Annotated in this window: 22 protein-coding genes and 1 other annotated feature; of the genes, 17 read left to right on the top strand and 5 right to left on the bottom strand. The window is 37.5% G+C overall.

Translation table 11 applies throughout. The features are described 5' to 3' along the window. Positions 1-32: 32 nt before the first annotated feature. From acsA to tyrS, 6 genes are all read left to right on the top strand, one after another. Positions 33-1,751, top strand: a complete 1,719-nt coding sequence (acsA, locus tag MKO96_RS26620) for an acetate--CoA ligase (protein WP_240589180.1) — start codon at positions 33-35, stop codon at positions 1,749-1,751. Positions 1,752-1,839: 88 nt separating this feature from the next. Continuing rightward, positions 1,840-2,397, top strand: a complete 558-nt coding sequence (locus tag MKO96_RS26615) for a maltose acetyltransferase domain-containing protein (RefSeq protein ID WP_240589179.1) — start codon at positions 1,840-1,842, stop codon at positions 2,395-2,397. 66 nt (positions 2,398-2,463) lie between these two features. Continuing rightward, positions 2,464-2,919: a hypothetical protein gene (locus MKO96_RS26610; RefSeq protein ID WP_240589178.1), complete on the top strand. Its 456-nt coding sequence runs from the start codon at positions 2,464-2,466 to the stop codon at positions 2,917-2,919. Further along, a complete protein-coding gene (locus tag MKO96_RS26605) occupies positions 2,900-3,445 on the top strand; it encodes an RNA polymerase sigma factor (RefSeq protein WP_087982432.1) in 546 nt (181 codons plus the stop codon). Before MKO96_RS26610 ends, MKO96_RS26605 begins: the two co-directional genes overlap by 20 nt. Continuing rightward, positions 3,426-3,671 (top strand): hypothetical protein, encoded by a 246-nt coding sequence (locus tag MKO96_RS26600; RefSeq protein WP_087982430.1) that lies wholly within the window; start codon positions 3,426-3,428, stop codon positions 3,669-3,671. Before MKO96_RS26605 ends, MKO96_RS26600 begins: the two co-directional genes overlap by 20 nt. A gap of 77 nt (positions 3,672-3,748) precedes the next feature. Continuing rightward, positions 3,749-3,978 (top strand) — a binding site (T-box leader). Between the two features lie 70 nt (positions 3,979-4,048). Further along, complete coding sequence (gene tyrS, locus MKO96_RS26595; RefSeq protein WP_240589177.1) at positions 4,049-5,305, top strand: tyrosine--tRNA ligase; 1,257 nt, start codon at positions 4,049-4,051, stop codon at positions 5,303-5,305. Between the two features lie 78 nt (positions 5,306-5,383). Here tyrS and MKO96_RS26590 read toward each other — a convergent pair whose 3' ends face one another. Further along, positions 5,384-5,686: a YjdJ family protein gene (locus MKO96_RS26590; protein ID WP_087982427.1), complete on the bottom strand. Its 303-nt coding sequence runs from the start codon at positions 5,684-5,686 to the stop codon at positions 5,384-5,386. Positions 5,687-5,836: 150 nt separating this feature from the next. Between MKO96_RS26590 and MKO96_RS26585 the strand changes: the two genes are divergently transcribed. Then, entirely contained in the window at positions 5,837-5,965 is a 129-nt protein-coding gene (locus MKO96_RS26585; RefSeq protein WP_000050944.1) for a hypothetical protein, read from the top strand. An 85-nt stretch (positions 5,966-6,050) separates the two neighbouring features. Here the strand turns inward: MKO96_RS26585 and MKO96_RS26580 are convergent, their stop codons facing one another. Further along, positions 6,051-7,199: a type I restriction endonuclease gene (locus tag MKO96_RS26580; RefSeq protein ID WP_240589176.1), complete on the bottom strand. Its 1,149-nt coding sequence runs from the start codon at positions 7,197-7,199 to the stop codon at positions 6,051-6,053. Positions 7,200-7,442: 243 nt separating this feature from the next. Beyond that, positions 7,443-8,045 (bottom strand): 30S ribosomal protein S4, encoded by a 603-nt coding sequence (gene rpsD / locus MKO96_RS26575; protein ID WP_000135322.1) that lies wholly within the window; start codon positions 8,043-8,045, stop codon positions 7,443-7,445. 399 nt (positions 8,046-8,444) lie between these two features. Between rpsD and megL the strand changes: the two genes are divergently transcribed. After that, positions 8,445-9,623 carry a methionine gamma-lyase gene (megL, locus tag MKO96_RS26570; protein WP_240589175.1) on the top strand — a complete coding sequence of 393 codons (1,179 nt, stop codon included), beginning with the start codon at positions 8,445-8,447 and terminating at the stop codon, positions 9,621-9,623. Positions 9,624-9,685: 62 nt separating this feature from the next. On the opposite strand, the gene MKO96_RS26565 is transcribed toward megL, so the two are convergent. After that, positions 9,686-10,165: a GAF domain-containing protein gene (locus MKO96_RS26565; RefSeq protein WP_240589174.1), complete on the bottom strand. Its 480-nt coding sequence runs from the start codon at positions 10,163-10,165 to the stop codon at positions 9,686-9,688. Positions 10,166-10,312: 147 nt separating this feature from the next. On the opposite strand from MKO96_RS26565, the gene refZ reads away from it, so the two are divergent. Continuing rightward, on the top strand, positions 10,313-10,951 hold the full coding sequence (refZ, locus tag MKO96_RS26560; RefSeq protein ID WP_240589173.1) for a forespore capture DNA-binding protein RefZ: 639 nt from the start codon (positions 10,313-10,315) through the stop codon (positions 10,949-10,951). 11 nt (positions 10,952-10,962) lie between these two features. On the opposite strand, the gene MKO96_RS26555 is transcribed toward refZ, so the two are convergent. Next, positions 10,963-11,907, bottom strand: a complete 945-nt coding sequence (locus MKO96_RS26555; protein ID WP_240589172.1) for a DMT family transporter — start codon at positions 11,905-11,907, stop codon at positions 10,963-10,965. Between the two features lie 124 nt (positions 11,908-12,031). Here MKO96_RS26555 and MKO96_RS26550 point away from each other — a divergent pair, with 124 nt between their 5' ends. From MKO96_RS26550 to MKO96_RS26515, 8 genes are all read left to right on the top strand, one after another. Further along, on the top strand, positions 12,032-12,874 hold the full coding sequence (locus MKO96_RS26550; protein ID WP_240589171.1) for a LysR family transcriptional regulator: 843 nt from the start codon (positions 12,032-12,034) through the stop codon (positions 12,872-12,874). A 207-nt stretch (positions 12,875-13,081) separates the two neighbouring features. Then, the gene (ezrA, locus tag MKO96_RS26545) at positions 13,082-14,794 is read left to right on the top strand and encodes a septation ring formation regulator EzrA (protein WP_240589170.1); all 1,713 of its coding nucleotides are present in this window, start codon (positions 13,082-13,084) and stop codon (positions 14,792-14,794) included. Positions 14,795-15,022: 228 nt separating this feature from the next. Beyond that, the gene (locus MKO96_RS26540; protein ID WP_240589169.1) at positions 15,023-16,165 is read left to right on the top strand and encodes a cysteine desulfurase family protein; all 1,143 of its coding nucleotides are present in this window, start codon (positions 15,023-15,025) and stop codon (positions 16,163-16,165) included. 6 nt (positions 16,166-16,171) lie between these two features. After that, positions 16,172-17,386, top strand: a complete 1,215-nt coding sequence (thiI, locus tag MKO96_RS26535) for a tRNA uracil 4-sulfurtransferase ThiI (RefSeq protein WP_240589168.1) — start codon at positions 16,172-16,174, stop codon at positions 17,384-17,386. An 80-nt stretch (positions 17,387-17,466) separates the two neighbouring features. Beyond that, complete coding sequence (locus tag MKO96_RS26530; RefSeq protein WP_000091640.1) at positions 17,467-17,664, top strand: alpha/beta-type small acid-soluble spore protein; 198 nt, start codon at positions 17,467-17,469, stop codon at positions 17,662-17,664. Between the two features lie 176 nt (positions 17,665-17,840). After that, positions 17,841-19,427 (top strand): acyl-CoA synthetase MbcS, encoded by a 1,587-nt coding sequence (gene mbcS, locus MKO96_RS26525; RefSeq protein WP_240589167.1) that lies wholly within the window; start codon positions 17,841-17,843, stop codon positions 19,425-19,427. Between the two features lie 91 nt (positions 19,428-19,518). After that, on the top strand, positions 19,519-19,950 hold the full coding sequence (locus tag MKO96_RS26520; RefSeq protein WP_088048009.1) for a VOC family protein: 432 nt from the start codon (positions 19,519-19,521) through the stop codon (positions 19,948-19,950). Positions 19,951-20,038: 88 nt separating this feature from the next. Further along, positions 20,039-21,607: an amidohydrolase gene (locus MKO96_RS26515; RefSeq protein WP_240589166.1), complete on the top strand. Its 1,569-nt coding sequence runs from the start codon at positions 20,039-20,041 to the stop codon at positions 21,605-21,607. The last annotated feature ends 43 nt before the right edge of the window (positions 21,608-21,650 follow it).

Genomic DNA, 21,650 nt, shown 5'->3' with positions numbered 1-21,650 from the left:
ATAATAGAATACATAGGAGGGGGATGTAAAGTATGAAAGTAGAAACGCTTCCTGTCATTAAAGGAGAAAATAATTTGCCGAATTATGATGAGGCATACGCGAATTTTAACTGGGAAGAGGTTAATAAAAACTTTACTTGGAATGAAACAGGCCGAGTAAATATGGCGTATGAGGCAATTGATAAGCATGCGAAATCCGATCGTAAAAATAAAGTAGCCCTTTATTATCAAGATGGATCGCGAAAAGAGAAGTATACATTTAAGGAAATGAAGGATTTTTCTAATAAAGCAGGAAACGTCCTGAAAAATTATGGCGATGTAGAAAAAGGCGATCGCGTTTTTATTTTTATGCCGCGTTCTCCAGAATTATATTTTGCACTTCTTGGTGCAGTGAAATTAGGGGCGATCGTTGGTCCGCTATTTGAAGCATTTATGGAAGGCGCAGTTCGCGATCGTTTAGAAGATAGTGAAGCGAAGGTGTTAATTACAACGCCTGAATTGTTAGAGCGCGTACCATTAAATGATTTACCTGCTTTAAAAACAGTCTTCCTTGTTGGAGATAATGTAGAAGAAGGCGGTAAAACAGTAGCGTTCAATCCTTTATTTGAACAAGCTTCAAAAGAATTACATATTGAATGGTTAGGCCGTGAAGACGGTTTAATTTTACATTACACGTCTGGTTCTACTGGTAAGCCAAAGGGTGTGCTTCATGCGCAAAATGCAATGGTGCAGCACCATCAAACGGCGAAATGGGTATTAGATTTAAAAGAAGACGATGTATATTGGTGCACAGCTGATCCAGGCTGGGTAACTGGAACAGCTTACGGTATTTTTGCACCGTGGTTAGTTGGGGCATCAAATGTTGTTTTAGGCGGGCGCTTTAGTCCAGAAGCATGGTATGAAGCATTGCAAGATTACGGTGTAACAGTTTGGTATAGCGCGCCAACAGCGTTCCGTATGTTAATGGGAGCTGGACAAGATACAATTAAAAAATATGATTTATCACAAGTGCGCCACGTATTAAGCGTTGGTGAGCCATTAAATCCAGAAGTAATTCGCTGGGGTATGAACGCATTTGGACTTCGTATTCATGATACGTGGTGGATGACAGAAACAGGTGGACAAGTTATTTGTAACTACCCTTGTATGGAAATTCGTCCAGGTTCAATGGGTAAACCAATTCCAGGTGTGAAAGCAGCGATTGTTGATAATGAAGGAAATGAAGTTCCTCCATACACAATGGGTAACTTAGCAATTGGTAAAGGTTGGCCAGCGATGATGCGTGGAATCTGGAATAACCAGCAAAAGTATGAATCTTACTTTATGCCGGGAGATTGGTACGTATCAGGTGACTCTGCTTATATGGATGAAGATGGATACTTCTGGTTCCAAGGGCGTATTGATGATGTAATTATGACGTCAGGTGAGCGAGTTGGTCCGTTTGAAGTAGAAAGCAAATTAATCGAGCATGCGGCTGTTGCGGAAGCTGGTGTAATCGGCATTCCAGATCCAGTACGTGGTGAAATCATTAAAGCATTTATCGCGCTTCGCGTTGGATATGAACCATCTGATGAATTAAAAGAAGAGATTCGTCAATTTGTAAAAAAAGGCCTAGCAGCTCATGCAGCGCCACGACAAATTGAATTTAAAGATAAATTACCGAAAACGAGAAGTGGTAAAATTATGCGCCGCGTATTAAAAGCGTGGGAATTAAACTTACCGACAGGTGACTTATCAACGATGGAAGATTAAGAAAGGAAGGTCTGAACGAAATAACGTTCAGACCTTTCTTTTTTATGGTATCATAAACTTATATATACGAGTTAAAGGGGATAGTGGGATGAAAACAGAAAAAGAAAAGATGATATTAGGAGAAATGTACATACCGGCTGATCCAGTTTTAGTACGAGAGAGAGCGCAAGCACGTGTATTAACGAGAAAATTCAATGATACGCCAGAAGTACAATTAAAAGAGCGTAGCGAAATCGTAAAAGAATTATTCGGAACGACTGGAGATAACATTTATCTTGAATCTTCTTTCAGATGTGATTACGGCTATAACATTCACGTTGGCGAAAATTTTTACGCGAACTTTGATTGTACGATTTTAGACGTATGCCCGGTGACAATCGGAGTGAATTGCATGTTAGCTCCAGGTGTTCACATTTATACAGCGACACACCCGCTTGATCCGGTAGAGCGCATAAGCGGATCAGAATACGGAAAACCAGTTACAATTGGTGATAACGTATGGATTGGCGGAAGAGCGATTATTAATCCTGGTGTAACAATTGGAGACAACGCGGTGATCGCATCTGGCGCCGTCGTAACGAAAGATGTGCCGGACAATGTAGTAGTTGGCGGAAATCCTGCAAAGATTATTAAAAAAATAAAATAATATTTGAACGAAGTGCCTTCCTCGTCTGTATACATTTATGAAAGAATAGATGAGGGAGGCTTTTTTATGTCTAATAAATTACTTCTTGCTTTTGCTTTACTTGGAATTATAGTCGTATTTTCTTGTGGTTTGCTATTACCGATGCCAATCGGATTTAAAGTTTCAATGATTACAGCTGGCGTGATGATGATTGTTATGTTTTCAATCATTATTCCGTTTGATAGAAAACATATAGTACGGAAAAAAGGATATAAAATTGATTTTACAAAAACAAAAGTGTACTTTCGCTGGAATGTATTTGATACGATTTCAGCTTGTCTGGCAGTGTATGCATGCATATGTGTGCAAGCATTAAATATTTTAGTTTTAAGTGGTCATACAATACAAAATCCATATGTTCAATTTTTTACGCTTCAATCACAAACATGGATTATTGTCGCAAGTTGCTATTTAATTTCCCGTATTTCGTTAACGTTAAAAGGAATAAAGGAGATCAAAAATCATGGCGCAGATTGGGATTGAGGAAGAGCTCATGCTTGCGTACAAAAATGGAGATAAGCAGGCGGGAGAAAAACTATATGTTTTAATCAAACCAGCGCTATACACATTTTTGTATCGATTTAACCGAGATGAACAATTGAGTATCGACCTTGTGCAAGATACGTTTTTGACGCTAGAGCGTAAGAAACATATGTATGAACTTGAAAAAGGTAAAATAAAAACGTATTTATTTCAAATTGGTTATCGTCTTATGATTAATAAATTAAATAGAAGAAAAAAGTGGCGTACGCTTTTGCCATTTTTAGTGCCGATTCAGGAAAAAGAATTTTCTCACGAAGATCGGCTTACAGTAAGAGAAGCAATTTTGAAAGTTCCCGAAGAGCAAAGGGCGGTCCTAATCCTTTCTTATTATCATGATATGCAGCAAAAAGAGATTGCAGAGATATTAAACATTCCGATTGGAACAGTAAAGTCGAGACTTCATAACGGAATAAAGAAATTAAAACAATTGCTGGAGGTGGATGAAATTGAGCGAAAATCCCTTTAAGAATGAACATAAATTACAGCAGCATTTAGATAGTGACCATGTAGGAATACCAGATTTTCCAAAAACGGTAAGTCGCTTCGATCGATTAATCGGATTTCTTGGTTCTCCAGTGAAAGACCCTGTGGAGGCTACGATTGGGAATGATTTATCTGTTGTGTTTCATGTATCGTTATTAGTTGGAGTTCCAATTTTTTCTCTTATTACGATACTCTTTATGGCGTTGTAAAGGATTGGCAAGAAGAGAAATCCGGCCCTTATTTGACACGCCTATATAAATGATGGTATAAAGAAAAGTATATGAATAATTGAGCGTGGAAAGGGAGAAGTAGTGATCATTTCCCTGTTTTAGAGAGCTGATGGCCGGTGAAAATCAGCACATAGATGATCGCGAATTACGCCCCTAGAGCATCTTTTTTCGATTGAATTGTATTCAAAAGGGAAAAGACGGTGCTAAGCCGTTATGTAAATAAGGTGGTAGGCTTTTTTTTGCCTGCAACTAGGGTGGTAACGCGATAATCAAAATCGTCCCTTATTTAAAGGGGCGATTTTTTTATGTTTTCAACCTTCACGCCAGTAATGAACTTAAAGGAGAGTATGTAGGATATGGGTATTTTACAAGATCTTGAATTTCGCGGTCTAATTAATCAGCAAACAGACGCTGAGGGACTTGAGCAATTATTAGAAAAAGAAAGCGTTAAATTATACTGTGGTTTCGATCCGACAGCGGATAGCTTACACATCGGTCATATGTTACCAGTATTAATGTTACGTCGTTTCCAATTAGCTGGTCACCAACCAATCGCACTTGTTGGCGGTGGTACTGGTATGATCGGTGACCCAAGTGGTAAAAAAGCAGAACGTACATTAAATACGAAAGATACAGTTGCTTACTACACAGAAAGCATTAAAAACCAACTTTCAAACTTCTTAGAGTTCGAAAACGTGGACAACCCAGCAACAATGGCTAACAACTATGACTGGCTTGGTAACTTAGATGTCATTTCATTCTTACGCGATATCGGTAAAAACTTCGGTTTAAACTATATGTTAGCAAAAGATACAGTAGCATCTCGTTTAGATACTGGTATTTCATTCACTGAGTTTAGTTATATGATTTTACAATCATACGACTTCTTAAACTTATACCAAAACCATAATTGTCGCTTGCAAATCGGTGGTAGTGACCAATGGGGTAACATTACAGCTGGTCTTGAATTAATCCGTAAATCAGAAGAAGATGCGAAAGCATTCGGTTTAACAATTCCACTAGTTACAAAATCTGACGGTACGAAGTTTGGTAAAACAGAAGGCGGCGCAATTTGGTTAGACCCAGAAAAAACAACTCCTTACGAGTTCTACCAATTCTGGATCAACACAGATGACCGCGACGTTGTTAAATACTTAAAATACTTCACATTCTTATCTCATGAAGAAATTCTTGAGCTTGAAAAGCAAGTAGCTGAAGCACCAGAAAAACGTGCAGCACAAAAAGCATTAGGTTCTGAAATGACAAAACTTGTTCACGGTGAAGAAGCATTAGAGCAAGCGATTAAAATTTCAGCTGCATTATTCAGCGGTTCTGTAGCAGAACTAACTGCAAGCGAAATCGAGCAAGGATTCAAAGACGTACCATCTGTAGAACGTACTGCAGAAGATACAGTATTAATCGACTTACTTGTAGAAAGCAAAATCTCTCCATCAAAACGTCAAGCACGTGAAGATGTAACGAACGGCGCAATCTACGTAAACGGTGAACGTACACAAGCATTAGACTACGTTGTAACAGAAAACGACCGCATCGAAGGTAACTTCACAATCATTCGCCGCGGTAAAAAGAAATATTTCTTAATTCGTTACTAATCAGAAACGAATATAAAACAAATAGTACCCCGGATTGTAGGCTGAAAAGTTTATGATTCGGGGTTTTTATGTATGAATTTAGATTGCCGGATCTTTTCTTTTAAATAGAATATAAAGAATTAATATGAGCATATAAAGTAAGCTAATTAGCATAACGATAAATGCCGCCGGATAAAATTTTGCTGCATATATAAAGAAATCGAGTTGATAAATATCTTGGTAATTTGAAACGGTGCCTTTAAAGTAATTCGTAAACTTAGCGCTATATTTCCATTCATCGGGATCATCTATCAAATTACTCCCCTGATACCAATTAATAAGTGCGGAAGTAATAAACAACATACATGCACTACCTAATTGAACCATTTGATTTATTGTCAAAATGAATCGACCTCCTATTTAATGGTTATTATAGCGTGCATTCACATGCCTGTAACCTTTTTGTTGTAATCTCCTTTTCGAGTTCATACGGAAATCACATGTAAGCGGTATGATAAATGTATAACAACTAGAAAGGAGTGGTAAAACAAAATGTCACTAGAAGCGCTCATTATTTTTTCTTTGCTAAACGCGGGTCAGCTTGCAGAGAATTCGAAGGTTGATGTACATAAAGAGCAGAAAGATGCTTATGTATATGTTCAGAAAGAGGAAAATAAATAATTTTATTTTATATATAAACGAAAAAAGCCAATCCAGAGGATTGGCTTTTTTAGGTTGTTATAAGAAGAGTGAAAATTTATCTTTTTTAAGCATTAGCTAAAATTTGGTCATAGCACGAAATAATAAGTGGTTCCAAATCTTTTAAATCAGTAACATTATCAATGAAAATTCTACTCACTCCCTGTGATTTTGGAGCCTGTTCAACTGCAAAATTAGGGCATAGCTGTTTAGTAGCTTCTAAATCTAATCTTACAACTAAGGATTTTGCTTCTCCATCGAGGAAGAGACGTATAAACCATTTTGTGATTACACGATTCATGATGCAAAAATAACTAATGGTATCTTTATATTTAAGGTCGCTGATGTTTCTTTGATTTTCAGTTAATATCTCTTTAACAATGTTAAAGGCAGTCAGTTCATCTTCGGTAGTGAAAACTCTATCTGTTTTGTCTTCTTTGCTAATATCTTTAATTATTTCGGTAGAAGCGGCTGCAACTAGGCTTGTTTCTATTTTCTCCGATGTTTTTGTTTCTTTTGGTGTTAAACCATCACTGATTATTTCTAATAGTGTTCGATTAATTGCTTTTTTAACAATTGGTCGAAATCGTTCTAAAACGTTATTTGTAATTCTAGTTGAGCTAAAGTCTTTAATTAGAAAACGAAGGAAGTCATCTGAAGGATTTTTAAATAATTCTTTAATTGTAGAGTTTAAATTGGTCATATAAATAAGCTCTTCGGCATATTTTACGATTTCTTCAGCTTCAAAATTTTCTTTTGTAAAAGTTTCAATTGTTTCAATATCTAAATTGGTTAAATTATCCATTCCGAATGTGAAGAATGGTTTTTCATCCATCACATTGTCATTTGTTAAATCAGTATAAAACTTGTATTCTACACCATTAGTTAGTACCCCTACTTTGACATCAGGTAAGGCATTGAAATACCTAGATAGTTGCGCATCGTGTTTAAGGAGATTTTCTGTTACAGATTTTGCCTCAATTAAAATAATTGGAACTCCATTTTTGAAAACCGCATAATCGACTTTTTCTCCCTTTTTAGTTCCAAAATCTGCAATATATTCAGGTCTAACTTCTAAAGGGCTAAAAACGTCATAACCTAGCTTTTGAAGAAAAGGAATAATTAATGATTGCTTGGTCATTTCTTCATTAGTTATGTACTCTTTTCGCTCTAAGATTTGGTTAGCTATTTTGTTTATGTCATTTCTGAATTCCATATCAATGTCTCCTCGTTATAAAGTTTAAAAAACCTTAATATTATTGTTATTCTGGGAAATTTCATAATATAACAGGAGTTCTGTATGAAAATAGGAAGGTTATTCTTTTTGTTTGAATTTGATTAAATAAAAAATATTTGTTTTAGAGGGGAGTATAGGGTATTGGGATTTTTGTGTTACGTGGGATATAAAAATTATGGTGAGAATTGAAAAAAGCCAATCCAGAGGATTGGCTTTTTGTCATTAACGAGAGTAGAACTCTACGATTAATGCTTCGTTGATTTCAGCTGCTAACTCAGAACGCTCAGCGTGACGAGTGTAAGTAGCTTCTAATTTATCAGCATCGAAAGTTAAGTATTCTGGTACGAAGTTGTTAACTTCGATCGCTTCTTTAACAACAACAAGGCTGTTAGATTTTTCGCGAACGCTGATAGTTTGACCAGGTTTAACGCGGTAAGATGGGATATCTACGCGAGATCCATCAACCGTGATGTGACCGTGGTTTACTAATTGGCGAGCTGCACGACGAGTGCGAGCTAAGCCCATACGGTAAACTAAGTTGTCAAGACGAGCTTCAAGAAGGATCATGAAGTTTTCGCCGTGCTTACCAGGCATTTTACCTGCTTGGTCAAATGTGCGACGGAATTGACGCTCAGTCATGCCGTACATGTGACGAAGTTTTTGTTTCTCTTGTAATTGTAAACCGTATTCTGAAAGTTTCTTACGTTGGTTAGGACCGTGAGGACCTGGTGCGTAAGGGCGTTTTTCTAATTCTTTTCCTGTGCCGCTTAGAGAGATTCCAAGACGACGAGACAGTTTCCAAGCTGGACCTGTATAACGAGCCATAGTTGACTCCTCCTTTAAAAATGTTTTTATTTACGTAAAATAAAAACAGACGTAATCGATATTTACGGGCATTTTGTTTTCATGTACCTTCGCTCCAGCAGCAGGGAGTTACGAGATACACCTCCGTAGAGGAACAAAATACAAACGATAAACTCACATTACAAGGCTGCCTTTTTATTTTACACAAACGCTATTATATCTTTTACCCAGAGTTTCGTCAAGCGAGTACGTTTTTGTTTTATGCATATAAATTTTGGAAATTAATATAAGAAGGAATTTAAAACAATATAAAAGAAGAGATAGAAACACAAATAAAACGCTTACATAAAATGTAGTAAAAACGTTCATCAGTTTTTACTGGTGAATATGCGGCAATAAAAACATAAAGGGGATGTTTTTATGAAAAAGAAGCATATGGAGACAGCGTTAATTCATCACGGGTATACATCAGAGGAACATAAAGGAAGTTTAACACCACCGTTATTTCAAACGTCTACATTTACATTTGAGACTGCGCAGCAAGGAGAGGCGAGTTTTGCGGGAGTGGATCCGTCTTATATTTACTCAAGACTTGGAAATCCAACTGTAAAATTATTTGAAGAACGTATGGCGGTGTTAGAAGAAGGAGAAGAAGCACTTGCTTTCGGATCAGGAATGGCAGCTATTTCAGCAACGTTAATTGGCTTTCTAAAAGCTGGAGATCATATTATTTGTTCAAATGGATTATACGGGTGCACGTACGGTTTTTTAGAAGTGTTAGAAGAGAAATTTATGATTACGCATTCGTTTTGTGATATGGAGACAGAGGATGATGTCGAAAATAAAATCCGTCCAAATACAAAGGTTATTTTCGTTGAAACACCGATTAATCCAACGATGAAATTAATCGATTTAAAACAAGTTATTCGGGTTGCGAAGCGAAATGGCTTACTTGTCGTTGTTGATAATACGTTTTGTTCACCTTATTTACAAAGACCGCTTGAGCTTGGTTGTGACGCGGTCGTTCATAGTGCGACAAAATATATTGGCGGTCATGGTGATGTTGTGGCGGGTGTAACGATTTGTAAAACGAAAGCGTTAGCTGAAAAAATTCGCCCGATGCGAAAAGATATCGGCGGTATTATGGCGCCGTTTGATGCATGGTTATTATTACGCGGATTAAAGACGTTAGCGGTAAGAATGGACCGCCATTGTGATAATGCCGAAAAAATTGTATCGTTTCTGAAAAATCATGATGCGGTAGAAGGTGTTTGGTATCCAGAAGGGGAGTTAGCATCTCGCCAAATGAAACGAGGCGGCGGTGTGATTTCTTTTTCAGTAAAAGGCGGAAAAGAAGAGACGCAAGCGTTTATCAATGATCTTCATTTTATTACAATTGCGGTAAGTTTAGGGGATACAGAAACGTTAATTCAGCATCCGGCAACGATGACGCACGCTGCGATTCCAGCTGAGCTAAGACAAGAAATGGGTATTTACGATAATTTAATACGTTTATCTGTCGGTTTAGAATCATGGGAGGATATCGTTTCTGATTTAGAGGAGGCACTAAAGAAGATATCTACTGTTAGTAACCAATAAAAAAGAGTGAGCTATCGGTTTCGTACGGGATGTACGCAATCGATAACTCGCTCTTTTCTTTTTTAAATATGTTTTAGGAGTGTTTCCACAAATTTTTCTAAATAGCGCTGATCTACTTCATCAAAACGATTTTTTTCAGGGCTATCAATATCAAGTACACCAATAACAGTTTCTTCTTTCACAATCGGTACAACGATTTCTGAATTAGAAGCACTATCACAAGCGATATGTCCTGAGAATTGGTGAACGTCTGCTACAAGCTGCGTTGTTTTTGTTTCAGCTGCAACGCCGCAAACGCCTCGTCCAAATGGAATGCGCACGCAAGCAGGCATTCCTTGGAAAGGTCCAAGAACAAGCTGATTTCCTTCTGTTACATAAAAGCCAACCCAATTCACACGATCTAAAAATTGATTTAATAATGCGGACGCATTTGATAAGTTTGCGACTACGTTCGGTTCGCCAGTTAATAATGCATCCAGTTGTTTAATTACTGTCTCGTATTGCTCTTCACGAGAACCTGCATAACTTTCTTTTGTAAACATGGAAACAACTCCCTTTTTATCGAGATGTGTAAAATATTAGCAAAATACGATGTATTTCACATGACTTTGTCGATAGAAAATTAAAGGAATTTGTCTTAAAAGTCAAGAAATTTAAACTATAGCTGTTCAGTGAGAGGAAGTGAGCGCATGAAACAGACGAAACAAAAAGTAATTGATGCGGCAATATCGTTGTTTAACACGAAAGGTTATGATGGAACGTCGGTGCGAGACATTGCAAAGCGAGCGGATGTGAATGTAGCGAATATTTCATATTATTTTGCTGGAAAGCAAGGGCTATTAGAACAGCTTATTACTGACTTTTTAGAAGGATATATTCATGTGATTGAAACGTCCTTTGAACAAAGAGAATATTTGTCGGCTAAAGATGTGATGGTGCACATGGTGCGCGGGATTTTACGATATCAATTTGAAAATAGGGAACTGACACGTTTCTTCTACCGAGAGCTTTCACTTGATACGACATTAATTCGCGAAGTGATGACCATTTACTTTTCTAAAGAAAGATATTATATAGAGCAAATGATTAGACAGGGACAAGTGAAGCAAGAGTTTAAGAAGGTATCTTTTACAATGTTTATGACGCAATTAAAAGGCATGATGAATATGCCGTTTTTATATCCACAATATATATCAGAAGTGCTGCATTCTTTTCCGTCTGAGACATTTTTCATAGAAATGTACACGAAAGAAATTGAACAATGGATGGAGCAAACATTATGTATAACGAATATATACTATGAATTGCCAAGAGCTGTTCATATTTGAAAAATCCCCACCTAACGAACTGAGGTGGGGATTTTTGTGCTTTCTTTCCTTTGCCATACATTGTTGCATAATAGCGCGATAATTGTTAATGAGGCTCCGGCAATTTCAATTTTGTCGACTGTATAACCTCGAAAGATGGAACCGATAAGTGCAAGTACAGGAACTAAATTCATAAATAATATGCCGTTAATAGATGAAATATAGCGATTTCCTGTGTTCCAGCAAAATACAGCGATAACACCTGCAATAATTGACATATAAAGGAGTTCAAAACGAACGTTCATAATTGTACGTAACGACGGTACAGTAACGATGTTTGTATAAGTGAAGAAAGTGACAATCACGATGAGTGAAATCGAGCCGAATAAACAAGTTAACGTCGTATATCGAAGTGGTGACCAAGATTGAAAACGAGCACCGCCGTTCGTATAAATGACCCAGCAAGTAACGCCGCATAGCATAAGTATATTTGTTGAGAGGTGACTGGCAGCTCCAAATAATAAGTGAATATTTCCTTTTGAAATGACAAGCATAACACCGAGCAATGCAACGAACATACAAAGGAATGTGTAGTTTTGTGGGCGTTTGTTTTTTGTTATCCACTGCAATAATAAAGCGATGAGCGGCATAAGAGACTGAATCATCGCAGCATGAATGGCCCCAGAAGGCCCGGCAAGTTGTTGGCCGTAAAAAATGAGAAAACCATATCCAGCGAAACCGACTGTTCCGTAAAAGAATAGCGAAAGTGTTCTTTTTTCTAAGTGGAGTGAAGTTTTTCCTTCAGTAATGAATAGCAAAATAAGAAAAATAATAGCTGCTGATCCGTATCGGATAGTTGTGAAGAAGAACGGATCGATAAACTGCAGGGCATTTGCCATGACAGGAAACATAAATCCCCAAGCAGTTACGGCAAGTAAGCATAGGAGGGATCCGAGTAGCATTTGTTTTTTGTCCAAGAGTATCTTTCCCCTTTTCATTTCGTTATAGTAAGTTGATGAAATAAGTATAAAGAGTAATTGTTTATAGAAGGAAATATCGATTTTTTATGACAGTTATAACTTTTTGTTAGAGGTGTGTACGATGGATTTGGAAGCAGTACGATCGTTTATTGAAGTGAAGAATACGCGAAGTTTATCAAAGGCGAGTAAGCTTTTACATATTTCTCAACCGGCGCTTAGTAAGCAAATTCAAAGGTTAGAAGCGGATTTAGAGGTTACTTTACTCAAGCGTTCCGCGCAAGGAGTGGAATTAACAGAGGCTGGAGAGTTATTTATAACAAGGATGTTACCGGTTTTGGAACACATATATGAAGTGAAAGCCGAAATGAAGAATTTTCAAGAGAAGCGGAAAATTTTTATAGGCATATTGCCAAGTTTGGCAGCACATTATATATCAAGATATAAAGATGTGATAGGTGATGGATTCGAAGTAGAATGGAAAATTGAGCATACGAAAGTACTAATAGGACTTTTTAAAGAACGGAAGATTGAAGCGATGTTCGTCGATTCAGTAGTAGAAGACGCTACGTGTATAAAAGAAATGCGAGAAGAAAAAATTGTTTGTGTAGTTTCAAGGGATCATCTTTATAAAGAGAAAATGGTAATCCGAATGGAAGATTTGCAAAATGAAAAGTTAATCGTATATCCAGAAATTTGTGATGTAAGGAAAATGATTACGAATATGTTTCAAGGGATAGGTGCGAAACCAATCATTGCATTTGAAACTTCTTATGCAGAACCGATGCTTGCGATGGTCGGAGCTGGACTGGGTATTACGTTACTTCCAGAAATGGCAGTAGAGCAAGCGGTAAAGCAAGGGAATGTGCATGCGATTTCTATTGAACCATCACTTGTGCGCAAAATTTATTTCGTATCTCATATGAAAGAGAACCTGTTATTACAATCATTTGATGATGGGAGATAATCCAAACAGAAGATTGAGAAAGATTACAATTGCATTGAAAGAAACATGAAATTTTAAAAAAAACTAGGTCAAAAACAAGCCATTACATGGTATGATTAGTACATTGTTAGTTGTTAAATATAGGGGAATTCCCTTTTTATACATAATGCCTTCCATTTCATAAACGGAACGGACAAAAAAAGAGATATAACTAGGAGGCTTTTTTGCATGGATTCTATCCTGACGATCGTTATCATTGTAGTAAGCTCTATTCTAGTGCTGCTCATGATAGAGCTTGTGATAAGAAATCGTTCATATAAAGATATTGAAGCACTGGAGCAGTGGAAACAAGAGATAAAAGATAAGCCTGTGGCAGATGAATTAAAACGGGTGAAAGATTTAAATATGACAGGTCAAACAGAAGAACTGTTTGGTAAATGGCGTGAAGAATGGGATGAGATTGTATCAACAACCCTTCCGAAAGCAGACAAAGATTTAGCGCAAGCGCGAAAATTCGCCTCGCAATTCTCCTTCCGAAAAGCAAAGCATGCGATGAATGAATCCATAAGTGGTTTAGATGACGCTGATAATCGTATTACAGACATTTTAAATGAATTACAGCAATTGTTAGAAAGCCATGAAAAAAACAGCTCGGAAATTGAAGGGTTACGTGATACATATCGTAGTATGAAGAAGAGTGTTCTTGCTCATAGACATATGTATGGAGCAGCAGAGCAGAAAATCGAAGAAATGCTAGACGCTGAATCTAATAAGTTTAAAAGCTTTGAAGAGGCAACAGATAATGGCGACTATTTAAAAGCGAGAGAAATTGTTATTAGTTTGGAAGAAGGTTTGGCAAACTTAGAAATCATTATTCACCAAATTCCAGATTTATTGGTAGAGTGTCAAGCGACGTTACCAGTTCAGCTGGAAGATTTATTGCACGGACATAATGATATGGTAAGACAAGGTTATGTATTAGAGTATTTGGAAGTCCCTAAAGAAGTTCGTGATATGACGACGCAACTACAAACATGTTTAATGGATATACAAGAGCTTCATATAACGGAAGCAGCTGAAAAAGTAGAAAACTTAAAAACGCGTTTAGATGGCTTCTATGATCAACTGGAACAAGAAGTACATGCGAGACATTATGTCGAGCAAAAAACACTTTCTGTTTATGAAGACTTAGAAGAAATTCGCATTGAAACGATTGAAACAAAAGCAGAAACACAACTTGTGAAACAAAGTTATCAGTTACAAGATAAGGACATTGAGTCTCAAAAAGTAATTGAAAAGCAAATGCACATTTTAACGAAACGTTTTGAAATGCTCCAATTACGCGTTGCGGAACAAGATATTGCCTTTTCTATTATTCGTGAGGAACTAGAAGAGGTTTATGAGCAATGTGAAACGTTAAAAGTGCTTCATGCAGAATATAAAGAAATGCTGCAAACGATGCGTAAAGAGGAATTTGAAGCGCGTGAGAAGTTACAAGAAATGCGAAATATCATTTTTGAAACGAAACGTTTTATGCAAAAGTCGAATTTGCCAGGTCTTCCAGAGAGCATTATGGAAGATTTAAAAAGAGGACAAATGGCAATGCAAGCTGTATATGAACAGTTAGAAGTGAAACCGTTAAATATGAACGCTGTAAATAGCAGTTTAGAAGAAGCGTACACAACTGTTAATGGTGTAGCTGAAATGACAGAAGAGTTAATTGGACAAGCGTATTTAGTTGAAAAATTAATTCAATACGGTAATCGTTACCGCAGTCACGATGAGAACCTTGCAGAGAGCTTAAATTATGCGGAGAAATTATTCCGTGAATATCAATACGATGCAGCTTTAGAACAAGCGGCTTCTATACTAGAGCAACTTGAACCTGGCGTTGTTCAAAAAATAGCTGAATATGTAGACAATGAACAAACCCTTTCATAAGGGTTTGTTTTTTTGTGTAATTTTGGGGACGATGTTGCTATAATGAATAGCAGAATACAGTAAGGTTATTCGTTTTAAAATATAGTGAAACTGTAGTCAGTAGGGTCATCCTCGCTAATTATCGGCCTTCACAATCGGGATAAAATGGAACCTTTGAGTAGTCTTAGCGTAATTACACGTATTTGTGATATGATTATATGATGTGATAGCGCTGAAAGGGGAAGAACGATGATCTATTTTGATAATAGTGCGACGACGAAGCCATATCCAGAAGCCCTTCAATCGTACGTAACGGTTGCTGGAAAATATTTTGGAAACCCTTCTTCTATTCATTCGCTTGGGGGAGAGGCAGAGCGTCTATTAACACAATCAAGAACGATTGCAGCGCAGCTTCTTCATGTTAAACCTTCTGAGATTATTTTCACATCAGGTGGAACGGAAGGGAATAACCTTGCGATTAAAGGAATAGCGATGAGGAATCGTTCGCGCGGTAAACATATCATTACAACAAATATTGAACACGCGTCTGTGTTTGAAGCATATAAACAATTAGAAGATCTCGGTTTTGATGTAACATATTTACCGGTTAATGAGCATGGTGTTGTATCGGTAGAGGATGTAAAACGAGCACTTCGTGAAGATACGATTCTTGTGTCAATTATTCACGTGAACAACGAGACTGGAGCAATTCAGCCTGTTGCTGAAATTGGAACGTTATTATCGAACTATCCGAAAATAAGATTCCATGTGGACCATGTACAAGGGATAGGAAAAGTACCGCTTGATTTATATGCTTCTCATATTGATCTTTGCTCAATATCTGGACATAAATTCCACAGTGTAAAAGGAACGGGTCTTCTTTATGTGCGTGATGGCGTAAGGTTAGATCCAATTTTATCAGGTGGTCAACAAGAGCTTAAATATCGCTCTGGTACAGAAAACTTACCTGGCATTGTAGCGATGGTGAAAGCACTTCGCATGACAATGGAACAAGTGAAAGAAAAGATAGCTCATTTGCACAATTTACAAACAGAGCTTGTCCGTTTCTTTAAAGAGATGGAAGATGTAACGATTAATACGTCGCTTGCATATGCAGCACCGCACATTTTAAATGTATCATTTGTTGGTTTAAAACCAGAAGTGGTCGTTCATGCTTTAGAAGAGCACGGTATATATGTATCGACGAAGTCTGCTTGTTCTTCAAAAGCAAATGAAGTGAGCAGAGTGTTAGTGTCAATGGGAGTACCGCATGCCGCTGCTGCAAGTGCTATTCGCATTAGTTTGGCACCAGAAAACACGATGGAAGAAGTAAAACAATTTGAAGGTATTGTGAAAGAGACGATGCCAAAATTATATGAAGTGATGAGGTAAAGAAATATGATGACATATGAATATATTTTAGTTCGTTATGGAGAGATGACGACTAAAGGTAAGAACCGCTCTAAATTTGTAAGCACATTAAAAGATAACGTAAAGTTCAAACTGAAAAAGTTCCCAAATATTAAAATCGATGCAACGCATGACCGTATGTACATCCAATTAAATGGCGAAGACCATGAAGCAATTTCTGAAAGATTGAAAGATGTATTCGGTATTCATAAGTTTAACTTAGCGATGAAAGTACCATCAGAATTAGAAGATATTAAAAAAGGTGCATTAGCAGCTTTCTTACAAGTAAAAGGTGATGTAAAAACATTTAAAATTACAGTGCACCGTTCTGATAAGCGCTTCCCAATGAAGACGATGGAGTTACTTCCAGAAATCGGTGGACACATTTTAGAAAATACAGAGGATATCACAGTAGATGTTCATAATCCAGATGTGAATGTACGTATAGAAATTCGCAGTGGTTACAGCTATATTATGTGTGGTGAGCATATGGGAGCTGGTGGTTTACCAGTTGGCGTTGGCGGAAAAGTAATGGTACTTCTTTCTGGTGGTATCGATAGCCCAGTAGCAACGTACTTAACGATGAAACGAGGCGTTTCTGTGGAAGCAGTTCATTTCCATAGCCCACCTTTCACAAGCGAGCGTGCAAAACAAAAAGTAATCGATTTAGCACAAGAGTTAACGAAGTACTGTAAACGTGTAACGCTTCACCTTGTTCCATTTACAGAAGTGCAAAAAACGATTAATAAAGAAATTCCATCTAGCTATTCAATGACAGTTATGCGCCGTATGATGATGCGTATTACAGAGCGTATCGCAGAGGAGCGTAATGCACTTGCAATTACGACTGGTGAAAGTCTTGGACAAGTAGCAAGCCAAACATTAGATAGTATGCATACAATTAACGAAGTAACAAATTATCCAGTTATTCGTCCGCTTATTACGATGGATAAATTAGAAATTATTAAAATCGCTGAAGAAATCGGCACATATGATATTTCAATTCGTCCGTACGAAGATTGCTGTACAGTATTCACACCAGCAAGCCCAGCGACGAAGCCGAAGCGTGAAAAAGCGAATCGTTTTGAAGCGAAATATGATTTCGCACCATTAATCGATGAAGCTGTAGCGAACAAAGAAACAATGGTATTACAAACGATAGAAGTAGTAGCGGAAGAAGAAAAATTCGAAGAACTTTTCTAAAACCATAAATTACCATATATAAAACGTGTATGAAGTCATGTTATTTATCACACTCTATACTCACAAGGAGGTGATATAACATGTCACGTAGCACAAATAAATTAGCGGTTCCTGGTGCTGAATCAGCATTAGACCAAATGAAATACGAAATCGCTCAAGAGTTTGGTGTTCAACTTGGAGCAGATGCAACAGCTCGCGCTAACGGTTCTGTTGGTGGTGAAATCACTAAACGTCTAGTTTCACTAGCTGAGCAACAATTAGGCGGTTACCAAAAATAATCCCATATAAGATGGCTTAGAAAGAGCGGGTTCTCCCGCTCTTTCTTTTTGTTGTTTGCACCGCTATACATTCATTTCGACATAGACATAAAAAATTTGTCAAAAGAAGAGGGTTCAAAATTGACTGAAAATTCTTTATTATATAAGGGAGGCATAGAAATGGAGGAGGATATTGTATGAAGAGAGAAGAATTGTTGGCGCCGCCGTCTTATAATTTAGTTTCTGAAATAGAGAAATATACAAGTGATAAAGAGAAGCTTGCTTTAATTTGGCAAGATGATAAAGGGAATAGACGAGAAGTTACATACGCTGAGTTAATGAAAGGTGCGAATAAAATTGGAAACGCTTTTATAAAGAGTGGTCTGCAAAAAGGGGACAAGCTCCTCATTATGATGCCACGTTTAATTGAAGCGTACATGACGTATATCGCTGCGATTAAAGCAGGATTTGTCGTAATTCCGAGTTCGGAAATGTTGCGCAAAAAGGATATAGAATATCGCATTGGGCACGGGGAAGTAAAAGCAATCGTAAGTTATGAGCCATACATCGGACAGTTTGATGACATAGAGGCGATGGAATCTCTTCAAAAGTTCGTTCTGAGCGAGCAGTCAGTAGACGGATGGATCAATTTAAAAACAGCATTAGAAACAGAAAGTGACATGTTAGAAATGGCGAAAACAGATAAAGAAGATATGGTCTTTTTATCTTACACGTCAGGGACGACAGGAAATCCAAAAGGTGTTGTTCATACGCATGCATGGGCATACGCTCATTTACGTACGAGCGCTCCAAATTGGCTCGGGATTGAAGAGAATGATGTTGTATGGGCGACGGCTAGTCCAGGTTGGCAAAAGTGGATTTGGAGCCCGTTTGTAGCAACTCTCGGTTCAGGTGCAACAGGATTTGTATACCACGGTAAGTTTGAATCAAAAACGTATTTAAACTTATTAGGTGATAATAGGGTGAATGTGCTTTGTTGTACGCCGACTGAGTATAGATTAATGGCAAAAGTAGAAGACTTAAGTGAGTACAATTTAGAAGCGTTACATAGCGCTGTATCCGCAGGTGAGCCGTTAAATAGAGAAGTCATTGAAACGTTCCAAAAACACTTTAATATTACAGTAAGAGACGGCTATGGGCAAACGGAAAACACATTACTTGTTGGTGTAATGAAAGGAATGGATATTAGACCAGGATCAATGGGAAAACCAACGCCAGGCAACCACGTTGATATTGTAGATGAGGCAGGTATTCCGGTAAAGGTAGGAGAAGTTGGTGATATTGCAGTTCACTTTGAAACACCAGCCCTCTTTAAACAATATTATAAAGACGATGAGCGAACAGCGATGCAATTCCGCGGTGATTATTATATTACCGGTGATAAAGCGAAGAAAGATGAAGAAGGCTATTTCTGGTTTGAAGGGCGCGGTGATGATATTATTATTAGCTCTGGTTATACAATTGGGCCGTTTGAAGTGGAAGATGCGCTCGTAAAACATCCTTACGTAAGAGAGTGCGCAGTTGTCGCAAGTCCTGATGAAATTCGCGGAAGTGTCGTGAAGGCATTTATCGTATTAAGAGAGAATATAGAAAAGAACGAAGAAACATTAATTCCAATACTTCAACAACACGTCAAAGAACTTACTGCACCATATAAATATCCTCGTAAAATTGAATTTGTAGATGAACTACCAAAAACGATTTCTGGAAAAATTCGCCGTATTGAACTTAGAAAACAAGAGATGGAGATTCCTTCAAAATAATTTTGAAAATAGTTGAATGAACTGTAAACCGTATGGTATTATAAAAACGAACGTAAGTTCGGTTTTATAAATTAAAAAAAGAGGTGTCCGTATGATTTTAGGTATTAATCCGTACTTAGTTTTAGATGGTAGTGGGCAAGAGGCTGTACAGTTTTATAAAGAAGCGTTAGATGCAAAAGTAGAAGTCATGCAAACTTTTGGTGACATGCCTGAAAATCCAGAATATCCGATTCCAGCTGAAGCGAAAGAGCGCGTTTTACATGCTACTTTAAAAGTTGGTAATACGGACCTTATGATTTCTGATACATTCCCAGGTCAAGGGCATGCAATCGGATCTCAAGTAACAATTGCAATTCAAATTAGTAATGCAGAAAAAGCAAAAGAAGTATTCGAAAAGTTACAAGAGGGTGGAGAAGTTATTATGCCACTTCAAGAAACGTTCTGGAGCCCAGCATACGGACAACTAAAAGATAAATTTAGCATTGAATGGCAAATTACAACGAACCCTACTGAACAAAAATAATTTTTGGGAAAGCACCATTTTTAATTCAAATGGTGCTTTTTTTATACGGATTAATCTCGTAGACTAAAGGGAAAAAGGGGATGAGCATATGGGAGAAATTTGGTATGGCGGCACCATTTACACGATGAGAGAAGAAAATGAAAAAGTGGACGCTGTTTACGTTGAAAATGGCAGGATTATTGATATAGGGGAGAAACAAGAGTTAGAAGATCGATATTCTACGGAGAAGTTGCATGATTTAGAAGGCAAAACGATGATTCCAGGTCTCGTTGATAGTCATATGCATCTGATTGGTCATGGGGAGAGATTACTTCGATTAGATCTATCGAATTGTACATCTTATAGTGAAGTGCTTACTCTCGTTCAGAGGCGAGTAGAAGAAGCGCCAAAAGGTTCTTGGATTATTGGAGAAGGTTGGAATGAAAATAACTTTACAGATACAAAACAAGTTCACGTACGTGATCTAGATAAAATCTCTAAAGAACATCCGATATTATTAAAGCGTGTTTGTCGCCACGTTACATGGGTGAACTCATACATACTGCAAGAAGCGAACATAACAGAAATGACACAAGACCCGAAAGGCGGGAAAATTGGCCGGGATTCATCAAATATGTTAACAGGCCTTTTATATGAACAAGGGCAAGAATTAATTAAACATGTGCAGCCAGAAATTGATGAAGCTTATTTACAAAGCGCTTTGCAAACAGCGATTAAAGACTGCTGGCAATATGGACTCGTTGGCGGGCATACGGAAGATTTAAATTATTACGGTGGTTTTAGAAAAACGCACAATGCGTTCTCTCATGTTATAAAAGAAATGTCATTTAAAGCACATTTACTCGTTCACCATGAAGTAGCACATGAACGAAAAGAATATGAAAATGAGCATTATATTGAATTTGGGGCGATGAAAATTTTTTCTGATGGCTCTTTTGGCGGAAGAACAGCTTTATTAAGTGAACCGTATGAAGATGCGAAGGAAACAAATGGAGTTGCAATCTTCTCACGTGAAGAACTTGCGGAGTTAGTGAAAAAAGCACGAGATTTACATATGCCAGTAGCGATTCATACAATCGGTGACTTATCGCTAGAATATGTCATTGATGCACTTGAATTATATCCACCAGCAGAAGGATTACGTGACCGCATTATTCATTGTCAGCTCGCTCGTGAAGAGTTGATTGAGAGAATGAAACCTTTGCTGGCTATTATTGATATTCAGCCCGTCTTTGTATCATCGGATTTCCCATCAGTCATTGAAAAACTAGGCGAGCATCGTCTTCGTTATGCGTACGCTTGGAAGACGTTACTGGAAGCAGGATTACACTGCAATGGTGGATCTGACGCGCCAATTGAACAAGTAAATCCGTTTTTAGGCATATATAGCGCTGTTACACGCAGAAGCTTTATTGACGGTGTATGTTATATGCCGGAAGAGAGATTAACGGCATATGAGGCTGTCTCTTTATTTACAACAGGAAGTGCCTATGCAATCGGAAAAGAAGCGAAGCGAGGACAAATTGCAAAAGGATATGAAGCGGACTTTACGATAGTAGATCGCAATATTTTTGAAATAAAGGCAGAAGAAATAAAAGAAGTGCAAGCAGAAATGACCGTAATTGATGGGAAGGTTGTGTATAGGAAAGACGTGTGAAAATATATCGACTTACCAACAAAAGCTACCAATATTGGTCGAT

The organism is Bacillus sp. ES1-5 (genome assembly GCF_022487605.1).
Taxonomy (GTDB): Bacteria; Bacillota; Bacilli; order Bacillales; family Bacillaceae_G; genus Bacillus_A; species Bacillus_A wiedmannii.
The sequence above is the reverse complement of the archived record's forward strand: the minus strand, read 5'-3'. Positions and strand labels throughout refer to the sequence as shown.

Bases quoted from the DNA above. Each gene is read 5' to 3' on its own strand.
- MKO96_RS26530 (WP_000091640.1), top strand. From the start codon at position 17,467: ATGTCACGTAGCACAAATAAATTAGCGGTTCCTGGTGCTGAATCAGCA.
- MKO96_RS26520 (WP_088048009.1), top strand. From the start codon at position 19,519: ATGATTTTAGGTATTAATCCGTACTTAGTTTTAGATGGTAGTGGGCAA.
- MKO96_RS26565 (WP_240589174.1), bottom strand. From the start codon at position 10,165: ATGTTTACAAAAGAAAGTTATGCAGGTTCTCGTGAAGAGCAATACGAG.
- rpsD (WP_000135322.1), bottom strand. From the start codon at position 8,045: ATGGCTCGTTATACAGGTCCAGCTTGGAAACTGTCTCGTCGTCTTGGA.
- tyrS (WP_240589177.1), top strand. From the start codon at position 4,049: ATGGGTATTTTACAAGATCTTGAATTTCGCGGTCTAATTAATCAGCAA.
- MKO96_RS26615 (WP_240589179.1), top strand. From the start codon at position 1,840: ATGAAAACAGAAAAAGAAAAGATGATATTAGGAGAAATGTACATACCG.
- megL (WP_240589175.1), top strand. From the start codon at position 8,445: ATGAAAAAGAAGCATATGGAGACAGCGTTAATTCATCACGGGTATACA.
- mbcS (WP_240589167.1), top strand. From the start codon at position 17,841: ATGAAGAGAGAAGAATTGTTGGCGCCGCCGTCTTATAATTTAGTTTCT.
- MKO96_RS26550 (WP_240589171.1), top strand. From the start codon at position 12,032: ATGGATTTGGAAGCAGTACGATCGTTTATTGAAGTGAAGAATACGCGA.
- MKO96_RS26610 (WP_240589178.1), top strand. From the start codon at position 2,464: ATGTCTAATAAATTACTTCTTGCTTTTGCTTTACTTGGAATTATAGTC.
- MKO96_RS26605 (WP_087982432.1), top strand. From the start codon at position 2,900: ATGGCGCAGATTGGGATTGAGGAAGAGCTCATGCTTGCGTACAAAAAT.
- MKO96_RS26540 (WP_240589169.1), top strand. From the start codon at position 15,023: ATGATCTATTTTGATAATAGTGCGACGACGAAGCCATATCCAGAAGCC.
- MKO96_RS26515 (WP_240589166.1), top strand. From the start codon at position 20,039: ATGGGAGAAATTTGGTATGGCGGCACCATTTACACGATGAGAGAAGAA.
- refZ (WP_240589173.1), top strand. From the start codon at position 10,313: ATGAAACAGACGAAACAAAAAGTAATTGATGCGGCAATATCGTTGTTT.
- thiI (WP_240589168.1), top strand. From the start codon at position 16,172: ATGATGACATATGAATATATTTTAGTTCGTTATGGAGAGATGACGACT.
- MKO96_RS26585 (WP_000050944.1), top strand. From the start codon at position 5,837: ATGTCACTAGAAGCGCTCATTATTTTTTCTTTGCTAAACGCGGGTCAG.
- ezrA (WP_240589170.1), top strand. From the start codon at position 13,082: ATGGATTCTATCCTGACGATCGTTATCATTGTAGTAAGCTCTATTCTA.
- MKO96_RS26580 (WP_240589176.1), bottom strand. From the start codon at position 7,199: ATGGAATTCAGAAATGACATAAACAAAATAGCTAACCAAATCTTAGAG.
- acsA (WP_240589180.1), top strand. From the start codon at position 33: ATGAAAGTAGAAACGCTTCCTGTCATTAAAGGAGAAAATAATTTGCCG.